Annotated in this window: 18 protein-coding genes and 1 tRNA gene; 4 read left to right on the plus strand and 15 right to left on the minus strand. The window is 54.1% G+C overall.

The window, feature by feature from the left end:
- Window positions 1-93: 93 nt before the first annotated feature.
- The 4 genes from HMCN_RS0102230 to cobT form a co-directional block, all read right to left on the minus strand.
- Complete coding sequence (locus tag HMCN_RS0102230; protein WP_025915840.1) at window positions 94-504, minus strand: PaaI family thioesterase; 411 nt, start codon at window positions 502-504, stop codon at window positions 94-96.
- 92 nt (window positions 505-596) lie between these two features.
- The gene (locus tag HMCN_RS0102235; protein WP_025915841.1) at window positions 597-1,157 is read right to left on the minus strand and encodes a histidine phosphatase family protein; all 561 of its coding nucleotides are present in this window, start codon (window positions 1,155-1,157) and stop codon (window positions 597-599) included.
- Window positions 1,158-1,171: 14 nt separating this feature from the next.
- Window positions 1,172-1,981, minus strand: a complete 810-nt coding sequence (locus HMCN_RS0102240) for an adenosylcobinamide-GDP ribazoletransferase (RefSeq protein ID WP_025915842.1) — start codon at window positions 1,979-1,981, stop codon at window positions 1,172-1,174.
- 16 nt (window positions 1,982-1,997) lie between these two features.
- Entirely contained in the window at window positions 1,998-3,035 is a 1,038-nt protein-coding gene (gene cobT / locus HMCN_RS0102245) for a nicotinate-nucleotide--dimethylbenzimidazole phosphoribosyltransferase (RefSeq protein ID WP_025915843.1), read from the minus strand.
- Between the two features lie 146 nt (window positions 3,036-3,181).
- On the opposite strand from cobT, the gene HMCN_RS0102250 reads away from it, so the two are divergent.
- Both HMCN_RS0102250 and HMCN_RS0102255 read left to right on the plus strand, forming a co-directional pair.
- Entirely contained in the window at window positions 3,182-4,039 is an 858-nt protein-coding gene (locus tag HMCN_RS0102250; RefSeq protein WP_025915844.1) for an alpha/beta hydrolase, read from the plus strand.
- Between the two features lie 168 nt (window positions 4,040-4,207).
- Window positions 4,208-4,855, plus strand: coding sequence for an SAM-dependent methyltransferase (locus tag HMCN_RS0102255; protein ID WP_025915845.1), 648 nt, complete (start codon window positions 4,208-4,210; stop codon window positions 4,853-4,855).
- A 509-nt stretch (window positions 4,856-5,364) separates the two neighbouring features.
- Here HMCN_RS0102255 and HMCN_RS0102260 read toward each other — a convergent pair.
- The 3 genes from HMCN_RS0102260 to HMCN_RS0102270 are packed head-to-tail and all read right to left on the minus strand — an operon-like array spanning window position 5,365 to window position 8,020.
- The gene (locus HMCN_RS0102260) at window positions 5,365-5,859 is read right to left on the minus strand and encodes a 3'-5' exoribonuclease (RefSeq protein ID WP_025915846.1); all 495 of its coding nucleotides are present in this window, start codon (window positions 5,857-5,859) and stop codon (window positions 5,365-5,367) included.
- Between the two features lie 14 nt (window positions 5,860-5,873).
- Window positions 5,874-7,139, minus strand: a complete 1,266-nt coding sequence (locus HMCN_RS0102265; RefSeq protein ID WP_025915847.1) for a three-Cys-motif partner protein TcmP — start codon at window positions 7,137-7,139, stop codon at window positions 5,874-5,876.
- Window positions 7,140-7,162: 23 nt separating this feature from the next.
- A complete protein-coding gene (locus HMCN_RS0102270) occupies window positions 7,163-8,020 on the minus strand; it encodes a DUF5131 family protein (protein ID WP_025915848.1) in 858 nt (285 codons plus the stop codon).
- 100 nt (window positions 8,021-8,120) lie between these two features.
- Here HMCN_RS0102270 and HMCN_RS0102275 point away from each other — a divergent pair, with 100 nt between their 5' ends.
- Window positions 8,121-8,414, plus strand: coding sequence for a transcriptional regulator (locus tag HMCN_RS0102275; protein ID WP_025915849.1), 294 nt, complete (start codon window positions 8,121-8,123; stop codon window positions 8,412-8,414).
- Window positions 8,415-8,477: 63 nt separating this feature from the next.
- Here the strand turns inward: HMCN_RS0102275 and HMCN_RS19065 are convergent, their stop codons facing one another.
- The 6 genes from HMCN_RS19065 to HMCN_RS0102300 form a co-directional block, all read right to left on the minus strand.
- Window positions 8,478-8,624 (minus strand): antitoxin VbhA family protein, encoded by a 147-nt coding sequence (locus HMCN_RS19065; RefSeq protein ID WP_155837341.1) that lies wholly within the window; start codon window positions 8,622-8,624, stop codon window positions 8,478-8,480.
- Entirely contained in the window at window positions 8,608-8,943 is a 336-nt protein-coding gene (locus HMCN_RS0102280) for a hypothetical protein (RefSeq protein ID WP_155837343.1), read from the minus strand. Before HMCN_RS0102280 ends, HMCN_RS19065 begins: the two co-directional genes overlap by 17 nt.
- Before the next feature lie 12 nt (window positions 8,944-8,955).
- Window positions 8,956-9,447, minus strand: coding sequence for a 3'-5' exoribonuclease (locus HMCN_RS0102285; protein WP_025915851.1), 492 nt, complete (start codon window positions 9,445-9,447; stop codon window positions 8,956-8,958).
- Window positions 9,448-9,556: 109 nt separating this feature from the next.
- Window positions 9,557-13,150, minus strand: coding sequence for an N-6 DNA methylase (locus HMCN_RS0102290; RefSeq protein ID WP_238551908.1), 3,594 nt, complete (start codon window positions 13,148-13,150; stop codon window positions 9,557-9,559).
- Window positions 13,151-13,313: 163 nt separating this feature from the next.
- The gene (locus tag HMCN_RS19660; RefSeq protein WP_202962637.1) at window positions 13,314-13,424 is read right to left on the minus strand and encodes a glycosyl transferase; all 111 of its coding nucleotides are present in this window, start codon (window positions 13,422-13,424) and stop codon (window positions 13,314-13,316) included.
- Between the two features lie 17 nt (window positions 13,425-13,441).
- Window positions 13,442-13,669 (minus strand): DUF6471 domain-containing protein, encoded by a 228-nt coding sequence (locus HMCN_RS0102300; protein WP_025915853.1) that lies wholly within the window; start codon window positions 13,667-13,669, stop codon window positions 13,442-13,444.
- Between the two features lie 145 nt (window positions 13,670-13,814).
- Here HMCN_RS0102300 and HMCN_RS0102305 point away from each other — a divergent pair, with 145 nt between their 5' ends.
- Complete coding sequence (locus HMCN_RS0102305) at window positions 13,815-14,837, plus strand: IS1595 family transposase (protein ID WP_025915854.1); 1,023 nt, start codon at window positions 13,815-13,817, stop codon at window positions 14,835-14,837.
- Between the two features lie 13 nt (window positions 14,838-14,850).
- On the opposite strand, the gene HMCN_RS0102310 is transcribed toward HMCN_RS0102305, so the two are convergent.
- Window positions 14,851-15,282, minus strand: coding sequence for a hypothetical protein (locus HMCN_RS0102310; RefSeq protein WP_025915855.1), 432 nt, complete (start codon window positions 15,280-15,282; stop codon window positions 14,851-14,853).
- Window positions 15,283-15,680: 398 nt separating this feature from the next.
- Window positions 15,681-15,757 (minus strand) — tRNA-Met (locus tag HMCN_RS0102315).
- Between the last annotated feature and the right edge of the window lie 55 nt (window positions 15,758-15,812).

Genomic DNA, 15,812 nt, shown 5'->3' on the forward strand with positions numbered 1-15,812 from the left:
TTTTAATTGTGGACAAAAAAAATACACTGCACGGTATTAAATAAATAGCTGTAACCGCACATGCTCGCAAATATCCTTTCGCGAACTGCGAAATCACTTCGGCCACAGCACCATCTGGGTGCAGCGAAACAGTGCAATCGTTTTGCCGCTCTCGCTGGTTACGGTGGCATCCCATACCTGGGTGGCTTTACCAAGGTGAACCGGACTGGCCTTGCAGTGGATGTCGCCGTCGCGAGCAGTACCGAGATGGTTGCTTTTGAGTTCTATCGTGGTGAAACTTTGCGCTCCTTGCGGCAGGTTGGCGATACAGCCGTAACCGCAGCAAGTATCGGCCAGCATCACCACGGAAGCTGCATGCAGATAACCGTTGGGCGCCAGATGATGCTGCTTGATTGTCATCCTGGCCTCAGTACCTTCGGAATTGACGCTGATGACTTCTACTCCAAGATAGCCGGGCAAATAGGCTTTTTGGGATTCATTGAAATGGGATGCGTCGTTGGTCATGACTGTGGATCTCGATGGCGGAACCCACATTTTGGCATGAAATGCTCGGGCAGGTTCCGGGCTGCCGCATTCTCTTGCAATTCGGCAAACGGCTAATCCAGCACGATTAACTCGCCATAAGCGACCTTATGCGCACTGCCGGCCGCAATGGCCGCGATGTCCTGAATCGACCGGCCTGCCTGACAGGCCAGCGACAGGCGAATGATGCCGGCGTGACAGACTACGATTGCACACTCAAACGGCAAGCGCGCCAGATCGGCATGAAAAGCATGCACGCGTGCAGCTGCCTGCAGCACGCTTTCGCCGCCACCGGGGCGATAACTGTTCAGGTCTGCGGCCCAGGCATTGATTTCTTCGCGCGCAATCGCATCCCAACTGCGCATTTCCCAGCCGCCGAAATCCATTTCGATCAACCGCGCATCGTAGTGCGGTGCAACACTGCCGCGCGCCAGCGCCAGTTGCTGTGCCAGCGTTGCACAGCGCATTAATGGGCTGCTGAAGATAGGTGTCGCCGGCGGCAATGCCTGCAATTGCGGCAGCAGCGCCGTCAGCGCTGCTGCCTGCTCCTGTGCAGATACCGTCAGGTCGCTGCTGCCATAGCAGACACCGGGCGCCACTTCAGGTTTCGGATGGCGGATCAGGCAGACGCGCATGGCTCAGTCATTATTTACGCTAGAACGGCCAGCAGGCCGAGATAAAACGCGGCTTCAGCCATTTGCTGCACCGCACCTAGGCAATCGCCGGTATAGCCGCCGATACGCTGCACAAATTTGCGCGCCAGAAAGGCCGCCGCCAGCGCCGCGCAAACTGCGCCGGCCAGCAGCGCCTGCCAGCCGATCCAGCCCTGCGCCAGTGCGATTGCCGCCGGTAGCGCTACGCTCAATGCCGCAATCAGGAATTCGGCCGATGACATCTGCTGCGCCAGCGGCTTGGCCTTGCCTTGCGCTTTCGCGTAATCCAGCCGCCAGATCAGCGCGCTCGCCAGCAGGCGCGACAGCGGATGCGCCAGCAATAACGCAATCACGACAGTGGAACCCGGCAGGCTGGCTAGCAGCACGCACTTAAGTGCCAGCAACAACCCAATTCCGATCGCGCCGTAAGCGCCGACGCGGGAATCCTGCATGATCTCCAGCACCCGCTGTTGCGTGGCTCCGCCGCCGAAACCGTCGCAGACATCGGCAAAACCGTCTTCATGAAACGCGCCGGTCAGGTAAATGCCGGCGATGGTCGACAGCAGCACCGCCACCGTTTGCGGCCACAACAGCGCCGCCAGCGCATACACGGCGGCGGTAACGGCCGCCACCACCCAGCCGACGGCAGGAAAGTAGCGCACCGCCTGCTGCAACCAATCAGGTTCGAACCCGACCCAGCGTGGAATCGGTATCCGCGTGAAGAATTGGAGTGCGATGCAGAACAGCCGCAACTGATGCAGGCAGCGCTGGATCAGACCGCGCGACCGGTCTGGATTGGATGACATCGCGGGATTGCTTCTGTTATTCGGTTTTTTCACTGACCTGCGCCGATTCGAAAGTCGCCATCCGGCACAGGAAATTGCTTGCCGCCTGCAACAGCGGCAAAGCCAGCGCGGCACCGGTGCCTTCGCCCAGACGCAGATCCAGCTGCAGCAACGGCTTTGCATCCAGATGGGCCAGCATGTGCCGGTGGCCGCTCTCGTTGGAACAATGCGCGAACACGCAATAATCCAGCAGCGCCGGCTGCAGCCGCGCCGCCACCAGCAAGGCGGAAGTAACGATGAAGCCGTCGATCAGCAGCGTCATGCGGCGCTCGGCTGCGCCCAACATTGCGCCGACCATCATCGCAATTTCGAAACCGCCGAGGGTGGCCAGCACATCCAGCGGTTCCTGCACGGCGGCATGGAATGCGACCGCCTGCTCGATCACCTGCTGCTTGTGCCGAATGCCGTCCGGGGCCAAACCGGTGCCGGCGCCAACGCAATCGGCTACCGGAATGTCGGTCAACTTGTGCATCAATGCAGCACCAGCGGTGGTGTTGCCGATCCCCATTTCGCCAAAGCCGACCACATTGCCATCCAGCGCAGCCACCAGCGCCGCGCCGTGTTGCATCGCCTGCGCGCACTCGGCTGCGCTCATTGCCGCCTGCCGGGCGAAATTACGAGTGCCGAGCGCCACTTTACGGTCGATCAGACCGTCGCGCGCGGCAAAATCATGATTCACTCCGGAGTCGACGATCTGCAGCGCGCAACCGTTTTGATTCGCAAAGACATTGATAGCCGCGCCTTGCGCCAGAAAATTTTCGACCATTTGCCAGGTCACGCTCTGCGGATAGGCGGATATATTTTCCTCGGTAATGCCGTGATCGGCTGCGAACACGATGATCGCCGGCTGGCGTATGACTGGCTGCGCGGTGCGCTGGATCAGTCCCAGTTGCCTGGCCAGCGCTTCGAGCATACCCAGGCTGCCGAGCGGCTTGGTCTTGTTGTTGATGGCGGCATCAAGCTGCGACGCCAGGGCGGCATCGGAAGTGGAATCGATCTTGGCAAATATAGACATGAGTAGGCTGGTTGGTGGCGCCGGTCGCGGCTGCGAACCTGGCTTGCCGTTATGTGGTAGCCGATATTGGCAGACGGCTAGTGTAGGCATCCCGGGCCGCAGCGTCAAACTGTTATCCTTGCGCCTTCCTGTTCCTTCCGTTAGCCATGAACAACCCGACAGATTATTACACTAAACAATACGACGCCCGCGCGATGATTTCCGGGCATTCGCGCATCTATACCCGCTGGGTGCGCGAATCCGCCCACGTGCGGCGCACCAGATCCGGCCTGTACGATCTGACCTATGGCGAAACGGCCGGCGAACGGCTGGATTTCTTCCCGGCCAGACGTGGCGGCGCGGCGCTGCTGGTTTTCATCCACGGCGGCTGGTGGCGCTCGCTGGACAAGGCGGACTTCTCCTTCATCGCCCCGCCCTACCTGAGCGCCGGCTGCAACGTCGCGCTGCTGAATTACACGCTGGCGCCGCACGCCAGCATCGAAGACATCACGCGCCAGCAATTGCGCGCACTGGCCTGGTTGCACCGGCACGCCGAACAATACGATTTTGACCCGCAACAGATTGTAGTTGCCGGCCATTCTGCCGGAGCGCATCTGGCGGCGATGATGATGGCGGCGATCTGGCCGCTATACGGGCCGGATCTGCCGCCAGATCTGATCCGGGCCGGCGTGCTGTTGTCCGGCGTTTATGACCTGGCCCCGCTGCTGCATGCCGACTTCATTAATGCGGATTTGAAGCTGACCGCGCAGCGCGCCGACCTGCTGTCGCCGGCCCGGATACCGCAAACCCGACCGACGCCTTTTCTGAGCGCTGTGGGCGGCCAGGAATCCGACGAATTCCAGCGGCAAAACAGCTTGATCGGCCAAGCCTGGAAATCCAGTCACATCGGCAATATCGCACTACCCGCCGAAAACCACCTGACCATTTGCGATGCCTTCGCCACACCCGGCCACCCGCTGTGCGAAGCTGTCGTGAAACTCGTAGCGGGACAGAAATCCGATTGAAACAGATTCAGGGCGATTTCAGGTCGAATCATATACATACCACTGTATTTTTAATTCGGCAATAAAAACAAGCTACAAATTCCATTTTTCTCTGATACCCCACTATAAAAATCAGGATATGCGGTCCCAATAGAGCCAAATCCTAACTCCACAACCTATGGAATCCCCATGCTGACCATCACCATCAAACAAGGCAAGGAAAAAAACCTGCTGCACAATCGCCAACTGTGGATTTACGCATCCGCGGTCGAGCGCGTCGACGGCAAACCGGCCGAAAAGATGAAATCGGGTGCGACCGCGCTGGTGCGATCGTCTTCCGGGCAATTTCTGGCACGCGCCGCATGGAGCCCGAAATCGCAGATTCGCGCCCGCATCTGGAGCTTCGATGAAAACGAAGCAATCGACCATGCGCTGATCAAGCGCCGCGTCAAGACCGCCGTAACTGCGCGCAACGCCGTCGCCAACGGCAAAAAAGCCGTACCCGGCCATTTGATCCACCTGATTCTGGGCGAAGAAGACGGCTTGCCCGGACTGGTGGTGGACTGGTTCGGCGGCCGGCAAGGTTATCTGGTATGCCAGTTTCAAGCGGCCGGGGTCGATGCCTGGAAAGTGCCGATCGTGCAAACCCTGATCGCAGAAACCGGCTGTCCGAATGTATTCGAACGCGCGGACGCACTGGTGCGCAAGGGCGAAGGCTTGCCAGTCACAAACGGCGTACTGGCCGGGGACGAACCGCCGGACGAAATCCCGCTCACCGAAAATGGCGTGCGCTACGCGCTCAACATCAAGACTGGGGAAAAAAGCAAGTTCAGGTAAGAATCCAGCCGCACAATGAATCCGCCGCTATCACGGCGGGCATTTTTGGCAAAGCCGATTTTTGTAAAAAGACGTTGCAACGGATCGGCATAGGGGCGGCCAATAACTGGCCGGTCCCCTGCCACACCACCCGGCATGCGGGTCCGCACCGGGCGGTTGGAACGGTTGAGGTCATAGCACCGAACCCCGCGTACCTTGCCTGCTCTCATCTGTATTCAACCCGGTCGATTGAGTTCTTCGCTGTCATGCTGGCCGCCGGCTTCACCTTAGCCTGCCATTGACGAGCCCCGTTACCGGGCATCTGAAGCATTCCCTCTCGAATGGTCGAGCAGATTCCAGCTCCCATTCCTTCGGCCCTTCAGCACCAGTCTTTAACCTCACCGGCCATACCAGTACCTACTACGGCCTCTGCTGACTTCTCGCTCCGGTTTGCACCGTTACCCTTTCAGGCACAAGGCGAGATCTCCTCGGAATTATGTAGCAGCCGCACAAGCTTAATAATCAATGAGTTAGCGCGATCCCCTGAACTTCATCATGTCAGCCCTGGCTTTCTTCCGATCATAGGCATGGCGATTCGCCTTGGCATCATTTAACGCATGATGCTCTTTCAAACGATTATCGATAAAGAACATCTGCAACGCAACCTGGTCAATATATGGATACACATTCTGCCCGGTAAGCCAGACTGGTATCTCGTAATTCAATGCATGGCATAGCAACTGCCAGTCGCCATCAAAGTCATAACAGATCGTGACCGGCGCTCGATACGCAAACTGCACAAGCCATTGCATCAAGCGATTTTTCAGTTCGGCAAACGAGCATTGCGCTCCAGGCACCTTGCAAAGCTGCGGCAACACCGTGGCGAGCACAAAATCATTACACCTGCTTTGGTCTACTGGAAGTTCAACATAGAATTCATGCGCACCGTTGTCCGTCACCAGCCCGATGCTGATGAGTTCCGTATCCTTAAAATCCGTAAATTCGGTATCAATGAAAATCAGCATACCTGAAACTGCTTTCAGGAAAATAGCTTACGCTGTCGTGGCGGCAAGATTCGATCTTCATCCTTGATTTGATTGGCAGATGTTTTATGACGCCCATCAGGTGAGATAATCTCGATCTCCCCCTGTTTTGCAAGACTGCTGAGCACAGTTTTTTTAATCCTTGAAGTCGCAGGTGAGTCGTTGCATGTAGTCGCGTGGAATGTCTCAAAGCTTTGCCCATCTTCATCCGCGTATATTAAGCGCGGGATTTCGAGGTGCAGCTTTTCTTCGGTGCGTTTTCTGGCATCGTCGTCGAAGGTATAACCTAAGCTACCCTGCTGAGTGAATCTTTCATCGGCACTCGTGATGTAGCCAATTTTAAACATATCCAAACCTTCTCCGCCGTAGTGTATAAAGGTATTGCTATGTTCCCAGTGAACTTCTGTCATTACATCGCGTGCTTTCTGGTGCATGGACAGATGCAGCAACCAAAAATCCCCATGTCCCTGAGTCGATCGAATAAAGAATGGCGTGTGAAAACGTGACCCTGCGGACCTGACGATGTGCGGATAGAGTTGACTCTGAATGTACGCGCGCCAATCGCGCTCGCTATTTTTAATTTCCTGAAGACTCTTCCCCTGAAAAATATTCGGCAGGCCAATACCCTCCAAGGGCGAACGCCCGCTCTTGTCGCTTGCATAGGAATTGAACGAATCAACGTTGAACGTCAAAATTACTTCAGACCTTGGCAATGTCTGGAATATTTTGGCGAGCAGTGGCATGGGTACTTTTGCGTAGCCGTATTGATCCAAGATGAAAATCGACCTGCCGCTTCGAGGAGTTTTTTTGCGGACATGCTCAATGATGTTGTCGGCATGCGAATTGAAGTCCCCTTGAATCAGGTGAATGTCCTTGCTTACACGGGACCCGAAGCCTTGCTCACTGATTGTCTTTGTTAAGTAGTTCGCGGCGTTGCGATCTTTTTCAACGAAAAAATAGTCAACATTAAAGCGGACTTTTTTGATGCGCTCTGAATGATTGATGCGGGCTTCTGCTTCTTCTGCCGCCTTGAGGCAAATGAATGGAGACCCGAGCAAGAATTCGCCCGTGACGTTGTGGTGATAGGCTCCGCCTCCGGCAAAGCCGTCAACAATGGTCAAACGTAATTCATCTTGATGGGGCGAACTAATGAGCGTGGGGAAGTATGCGGCTAAATAACTTCGTAGCAGATTATGCTTGGCAACGCTATGTTGTTGTAATTTTGCTGGACCGTCTTTCCAATCATAATGACTATTCGACATATGCCCCCTAAGTTATTGTTGTTTTACGCCACCATCGGAAATTCATCCCACGTTGATCCATCCAACAATCTTCCCGATTTGGTTTTGCCCACTTTCACCATGCGAATTAATTGTCCCATTCTGCCAACGACTTCAACACGTTGGGCGTGGGCCGAAATTCCTTCCTTGATGATTTCTTCTGGAGCCCAGTGCCCCCATTGCTTAAAATGAAATGGTACACCAGCGGCGCGACATTGATCACGCAAACTTTCCGCCCACACAGGATTCATCCAACGAGCGTGGGCGCCGCTTTCGCCGCCAGCAATGACCCAATTGATGCCAGGTGTCCGCGATCTCGGCTTGGCTAGCCACTGCGCCATATCCAACTGCCCGAGAAGCGGCTCGGCTGATACGAAACGAACCACTACATCATGCGCCAGCAAATGATCCACACGTTTTTCCAACCAATTCTGCTTTTCTGTAGAAGTGCCAAGCCAGATATTTTTGGGCCACTTTCCCTGCCAAGGGGCCAGCTTTTTGACGTGTTCAATGCGCTTAGTCAGCAGGAGCCAGTCCAGGTGAGGCGTGGCCTCGATCAATCCCCATAGGCGTTCGCGGGAAGCATGGAGGTCTTTACGATTTTCAAAAACGTCAGCCATCGACGCGCAAAAGACCCGACGCCGCACGCCGTCGGCGGCAGCTTCCTTGTTCCACTTGATCGGTTCGTGCCAGTGTGTGTCGGTGAAGAACCGGCGTTCCGCCTTGCTACCCCATATATCAGCACCGAGGCGTTTTGCCCACGATTCGGCGTAACAGAATTTGCAGGCCGGTGATACTCGCACACACCCCCACCACGGATTGAAAGTGTGGTGTGTCCATTCGATTTTGCTTTCTTTGCCCATTACATTCTCCTAGCCGCCATCATACCTTGCATTATAGGCATTGCAGTTATGCATGTAAAGCATATAATATGCATAAATTATGCGTATTTAAATCAATATCATGGCCTTATCTCCCCGCGAAATTGTGCGAACAGCATGGAAGCAAACTGGCTTGAATCAGAGCGAGTTTTCTTCTAGGCATGGCATTACCCAATACAACTTGTCGCGTTATGCAAATGGGAAGGTGAAGCCCCCGGAAGAGTTGCTTATGCAGTGCATGCATATTTTGGGGATGATCAATCAGGATGACATTAGCCCTCAAGAGCTATCTGACTTGATTCAAAAGAAGTTATCTCGCCCTGAACAAGCGGTAGTGCGCCGTGCTGTTTACGACTTGCTATCCAATTTTTCTTGAGTAAGAGGCACAGGATCATCCTCTTGTATGAGCCGGGCCTCATTCACGGTACGCGCCGAGAGACTAATCTTCCGGACTCACAATAAAACCTTCCAATCGTACCGATGCACGTGCAGTGTTGACGGCGGCAAGACGATTTTCGCGTTCTTCATTGCTGATTCTGAACGTACCTGGCCCGTATTCATTCGTTTTCTTAATCCTGTTTTTCATTGCTTTCTCGTTGCGCGAGGATTTTTTCAATTTCCAAAAAAGCAGCAGGATCATCGTATAACGGCGATCCTGCTGCTTCTTCGCACATTTTTGACAGCATTTTTAGCGTAATGTTGTAATGGTAGCCATCGATCGCCACAGCCAGCCCTGACAGCTTGTTAATGGCCTTCGGGTCGCCCTTGTGCCGCTTGAGCAAGCCTGCGCCGATCATAGCCAACGCCCGTATTTCAAAATGCGGCAACTCTTCGAGCGTGATGCCGCTACCGAAAACAGACCTACTTTCGCTGCGTATGTCGGGTGGCGGATCTTCCGGTGTCATATCAAATTCTCCCTATTGGCTTCCTGTGATGCTCGGTATCGTGACAGGCGGGCGCTCGCGGAATGCGTAGCGGTTTGCTTGAGCATCGTGGAGCGCATGGTGTTCTGGCAAACCGTTTTTCTTGTGGTACGCATAGCGCAGCAACTCGTTTATATTGCGTCCGACATGGCGCAGCTTGCACCAAGGCGGTACGCGATTGTCTAGCGCGTCAGCGAACAAATCCCAATCGGTTTGATAGTCAATGCAAATTTCAACGTCTTCACTGCCACGCTTGATGATTTTCAGCCATGCCGTGATACGCATACCAATTTCTGTAACCGGGCAGTAGGCGTGCGGATACTGGTTCAACAGCGGAATGACTGCTTCCCGCACGAAGGCACTGCACGCGGCATCAGGAAACGGCACTTCCGCATAAAATTCCTCGCCAGAATCCGCGGCCATACCGATGCTGATTAATCTCGGATCGAGGAAATCGGTGAACTCAGTATCAAGAAAAACCAGCATGTCCTTCCTTCAAACTTTCTCTTGCAAATCGCAGAGTAGTTGTTTCAGCATCGTCCAGAGCCTGGTTGTCTGCCAAGTCGCTCTCAAAGCAAACTGTTCATACAATACATTATCGATCTTTGATAGGCGGGTGCTGGATACATTCAAATACCGCATCAAGCAGCCCGGATATTTCACGTCGGGCGTCACCGATTTTCCCGATCAGATTTGCAACCTTCTGCTCTTCCGCTACCAACTGGGCCAGCGCTTTGGCGGCCAGCGCCGGTGTCTCGGGGATGAGCGGATTGCTTGCCTCCATTTCACCCGCCGTCGTCCCTTCCGGGAACAGCAACCACTGCCGGCGCAACCATTCCATCGCTTCCTCCGGTGCGCTTGAAGGCAAACGCGCAACCTCCTGCTTGCCTGAGAACAGACGATGGTTAACACGGATCAATTTATTAATCTTAGCCGTAGGGTTGCTAATGATGAGATTCCATTTCACTCTGGCTCGATCCAGCGGTAAAGCTGTGATACCCGACGGGATCACAGCCGGGGCAACCGCCGCTTGATCCGTGATCCGCCATCCTTGCTTTCGTATCGGCAGAAGTTGTTTCAGAATGGCGCTGGTTTGCTGGGCAAGATTGGCGATGTGGGCAACCAATGCCGGGTCGCTCGGAATAGGGATGGTAATTTGGCGCAGATCGTCGGGCTGAAGTCGGCCAGCGATAGCGCTGCGCGCTACGCCGTCCAACAAAGCGCGCATTTGCTGACTGTTCAGGAAGGCCAGCACGTACCACGGGTCAATCTTTGCTGATTCGACCTCAAGCTGCTTGCGAATTGGCAAGCGTTTGTCCAGATCGTTTCGGATGGCTTTGTTGTCCACGCCAGCCAAATCGCACCAGCGCACCATCACGAACACTGAGTGATTGCATTTTAAGTATCCGCCTGCATCCCACTGTCCATCATCGTATGCAAAGCCGCCAAATTCCGCCGCCATCAGCTTGGGACATTCATACAGCTCCGGGAAAGTCGGTCGCCGGACTTGGGCGGGTACGCGTGTTTCGGCACCATATTCCAGATAGCGGATATTGCTGACTCCAAAGTGGGCCACGTCCTTGCTTCCGGCAAAGGGGACGCGATGGATGGAGTCAGGATGATCCACGATCAAATCGTCTATGGTGAAGGCCCCTTTGTTAGTTTTTTCGTTTGCGTTCAGCACCATGCCGACTGAGATGTAAAACACATCGGCAAGTGGTATCGATGGTGCGTCACTGCGTAGTTTGATGGTCGGCAAGTCCTGCCGGAATACACTGGTACGGTATTTTGATTGGCGCAGTCCCTGCGTTTTTGCCTGTCCGATAGCGCCCCATCGTGGCGTGCTGTCATGCCAGAAACGATTGCTATGGGCCTGTCCGCAAGGCCGACGACTGGCAACCAGAATGGTGTTCTGAACCATCGCATCCGGGAACAGCTTCACTCCTGGAAAGAAATGCACTTCTTCAACGGTCGCGTCACTCACCAACAACTCGCGCAATGCATCGCAGTACGGAACAGTCTCCACCGCATTGCTGGTAATGATCGCCATACGCCCGGCATCGCTGTCGTCAGTGCCTTCTTTTAACAAGTTCCAACTCGCCGCGACGAAGGGAACAAATAAATCCCACTTTTGCACCATAACGCCACGTACTGCCTCGCTAGGATACTCGCGCTTGATTCGGTCGCGGTAAGCGCCTATGGTGTCATTTTCGCCAGCCTTGACATAGGGCGGATTGCCAACCACAAAATCAAATTTACTGCCCCATTTGCCAAGACCAGCCTTCATTTGATCCTCAATGGGCAGATCGTCGTCTGGGAATGGTAACGTCCCGGCCTGACTCGCCAGCGTATCTGCGCTGAATGACAGGCTATCGGAGTTAAAAATGTGGAAGCGTTCGACAGTGGCCTGGGCTCCCGCATCATGAGCAATCGTGAAGAGGTCGATAACTTGTATGAGTAAGTTGGTTTCGGCTAAGGCACATGCAAACGGGTTCAAATCCACTCCGTGCAAGCTGTCCCGGATTTCATCCAGTACGCCTTGTACTTGAGCCGATGGAACATTCGGATATCCTTGGGCTTTCCAGTAGTCGCGGTAGGCATCCACCAGCCGGGTTGCAGCCTCAACTAAAAATCCACCTGAGCCACATGACAAGTCAACAATGCGCTTGCCTATGATGTCGGTTCCCTTGTAACCAATGCGATCCAGCATGAACGAAACCACATTTGGCGGCGTGAAATACATGCCGCTCTCATGCTTGTGCTTGCCTTCGACGTACTGGTTGTAGACCGTGCCGATGATATCCCGATTAATCGAACGAAGATCAAAGCCCGCCAATGTGTGCAGCACGCGGATTACAGCATTGCGATCAGGCGTGTACCAATCCAGCACACTCCGCTCCGAAAAGAAATGCGCGTAAATGTGCTGGGCAGAAGTGTAGGCCAAGTCCAGCAGGAAGTTGGCGCTTCGTCCCATCGCATGCTCCAGGTAGTGAGCCTCCACGTGGCGAAACCAAAGTGCCAAACCTCCGTTGGTGAACATGCGATTCACCAGCTTCTTGTCTTCCATGATTCGCACCAAGAGGATGCGAATGATAATGAGGTAAGCAGTCTGCGCAAGAAACTCCCGGCGCAGCATGGCCGCATCGGATGTTTGGAACACCAGCGAGGCGGTTTTCTCCTTCCAAGTGTCGATGTGATGAACGGTTTGGATGCTGTCTTGATGGTGGGACTGCAATTTCGACAGATAGCGATAGCGCTTGTCAGTGAATGCACGGATACGGGAGAAGAGGACGTATATCGGGTCTTTATTGGTGCCCTTGCCTGTCTTGATGGGATACAGGTTATAAAGACGGCGTTCGATAACTGAGAGTTCTGCGGCCAGGACTTCGCCGCGCATAATCTTACGCAATAGCCCTTCGTCATATTCCCGCGTTTCCTTATCAGCCCCCGGCATGAGCTGCAACGCATCCGCCACCAAGTTGTCCTCTTGCTGTTGCAGTGTGGAGGTTTCAGTAGGTATTTTGGCAGCCGCCGCAAGGTAATCTTGATAGTCAGTCTCAATGGCCGCGAGCTGCGCATCAGCATCGTCCTCGAACTCGGTAATAAGCCCTTTGATCGCCTCCGTGAGTAGGTCGGCATTATCGCCATCGATTTTTACAATCTCAATGCGGCACAGCGATGGAATCCATGTCTTTCCATCCGTGCGATGCGATGCATTGCCGCCTTTGGCCGATTGCAGCGTCAGGTCATCGATCAGCATTTGCAGGCCAGCAAAGCTCTCGCGCTTGAATCGCCGCCAGAGCGCCGCAAGTATGCTGGTCATGCCGCATTCGTCCAATGCCGCCAGCCCGGTTTTCCCCGGTGCCAATAGATGTTCTCCGCGCCATGCCAGTACAGTGTCAGAAAGCGGCAATTCGATGGCCGGTGTTTGAAGACCTCCCTCCAGTTGGTCATACACCAAGATGGCATGCCCATTTATGAGCATCCCGCGTGGAGCGCCGGCCTGGGTCATGTAACCCTGTAACTGGGGCCGATGGCGTCTTAGGTTCAATATCGCAGTATTTTTGTCTTCAACAATGAAGCAGGCAGGGCGAGGATACTCCGCGATCTTGATAGCATAGTCCGGGCGAAGTGCGCCCTTCTGGTCGTTGTAGTCAATTTCCTTGCTTGCATAGCCAAGGGCACTCAACAAAACTTTTGTGATTCTCAGATCGACGATGTTCGCTTCATCGCCAGTGCGGTTGATATCGGGTGTGGCAAGATAACTCGCAAGACATCCATCGGTGCTGAAGTGGTCACTCGCAAGCTCACCGATAAACGAAGTCAGGAAACTTTCAAATGATGTAGATGTCTTATGCTGGTTGCTGGTTGCTGGTTGCTGGTTGCTGGTTGCTGGTTGCTGGTTGCTGGTTGCTGGTTGCTGGTTGCTGGTTGCTGGTTGCTGGTTGCTCGGTGGCTGTCATATTGTTATCCTTAAACATCAGTTGTTCTCCAAACGAACCATGTCGCGACCAAGTGCCTTCATACACTGCGCAAAAAATAAAAAACTAAAAGTGCCCCGGTTGATTTTCGAGGCAATGCCTTTGTAACTCTCATCGACGCCTATAGCGTGCAAGCGCTGAATCAGATTTTCGTAAGTCACTCCAGCTTTAACCAATTCGGCCTTTAGTGTTTGGGCGGCGTATTGCTTCCACTCATCTTCAGTCATCTAAATTCTCCAATATGATCGTTCGAAGTAGGATAGCACATGTGTATCAATATCCGCATTAAAGAAGAAATATCCCCATAAAAGCGTTGTGTTTGCGTGCGTATTTGCTATAATATCTGCATATAAGCAGATTTAAGGTGACGCCATGACCCAGCACTTCCTACTTTCAGCCAAGGCCCGCACCCTGTCAGTACGCCGTGTCTTCGAGATGAACGAAGAACAGGCATTCAAGGTCTTCAAGAAAGTGCGCTGGGGCGACAGCAAGGAAGTGACCTGTCCTGTGTGCGGCGTGGTGCACGAGCACTACTTCATCGCCACTCGCAAGCAATGGCGCTGCAAGGACTGCAACCATACGTTCAGCGTCACGTCCGGCACGATCTTCGCCTTTCACAAACTGCCGCTCAAGATGTACCTGGCGGCGATTGCGATCTACACCAATGCAGTCAAAGGCATTTCAGCTTTGCAAATGGGGCGCGATCTGGACGTGCAGTACAAAACAGCTTTTGTGCTTACGCATAAAATCCGTGAGTCCTTGATGGAACAGCGCGACGCTGAACCACTCTCCGGCGAAATTCACATGGACGGTGCCTACGTCAACGGCCATATCCGCCCGAAGAACAAAAAGGAAGATCGGATTGACCGCCGCCTGGCTGAGAATCAACGCCCCGGCAAGCGCTGCGTGTTCGTAATGCGTCAGAAGATCAGCGTCATCGGCGACACGATCCAGGGCGCAAACAAAACGATTTCATTCGTAATCAAAGCTGAGAACCAAGCCGATGTCGGCAAGCTGGCCGATTTGTATGTGCAGAAAGGCTCCGTCATTTGCGCGGATGAGTCCACGGCCTACGATGGCCTGCACGCAAAGTTCGACACGCGCCGTGTCAATCACTCCATTGAATATCGCAGCGAGGCGGGCGTGACAAACAATCTGGCCGAATCGTATTTTTCACGCTTTCGCCGCATGCAGTACGGCCAATGCCACAAGTTCGGCAATCTCTATCTGGCGAACTATGCCAACGAAGCGGCATACCGCGAGGACACCCGGCGCATGAGCAACGGGGATATTTTCGATGACATTTCAAAGAAGTGCGCCACCACACCAACCAGCCGGGACTGGTGCGGTTACTGGCAAGGTAACAAGCGCCAGGCTGAGCGTCTGGCGGCTTGAATATTTGATTCGGTTAGACGATTTCCCACTTCATTACACCAACACCGCCATCGATCTCCCTGACGATGTTGCGCGCCTCCAGGCGGTGCATCACGGCCAAGATATTTTTCTGAACTCGGGCGGCGATAGCGACCGTCGATTCAATGCCTTTGCGCTGCAACAGTCCATTGGTGATTTCACGGCTGCATAGTGCCGAGCCAGCTTCACGCATCACATCCAGAGTCATGCGCTGCGCTTCCCCTTGCTTGAAATACTGATTGCGCGTGTTCGTGCGCTTGGCTTTGACGGTGCGCAGGTCATATTCCGGCGCGAATAGCTTGATGCTGCCGTCCAGGTGTGACAATGCGCCTTGCAAGCGGGTGATTTCTGTTTGGTACGATGCGATCTGACCGGCGACTTCGGCACGCTTGGATACCAGGCCGGATACGACAAGTGATTCTGCCATGTTGACTCCCCTAAAAATCGATGATTTACTAGGAGATTGTAGGTTTTTAGCGCGGGAAATTCATTGTGCGGCTGCTACATAATTCCGGATCTCCTCAGGTAAGAACGCACTCCTTCCCTGCACAACCGCCGGATCTACACCGCTTCGCATTGACCACAAGAGCCTCGCGGTTTCGTGCCCGCTCGCCCTGCTAAGCAGCGCCTTCTATCCGATTCTTGTTCATCGGCTCGCAGATTCGCTCCACGCTTCCTCTCCACGGTCGGTCGCCCTTCCGCAGTTGCGCTTCGCTTCGCTCACTGTGGTCAGCTCGCGGCGGGACTTTCACCCACAAGAGTGCGCTCATGCTGAGCGCACACGAAAAAATCCAACCATTGTAATGATTGGATTTTTAAATATTCTGGTTGCGGGGGCAGGATTTGAACCTACGACCTTCGGGTTATGAGCCCGACGAGCTGCCAGACTGCTCCACCCCGCGTCTGAGAGAAAGACTATAGCACACAATGACGCATCGCACCAAACGATCCTTTCGC

Origin of the sequence: Herminiimonas sp. CN (assembly GCF_000622895.1) — a bacterium.
Classification (GTDB): Bacteria; Pseudomonadota; Gammaproteobacteria; order Burkholderiales; family Burkholderiaceae_D; genus AVCC01.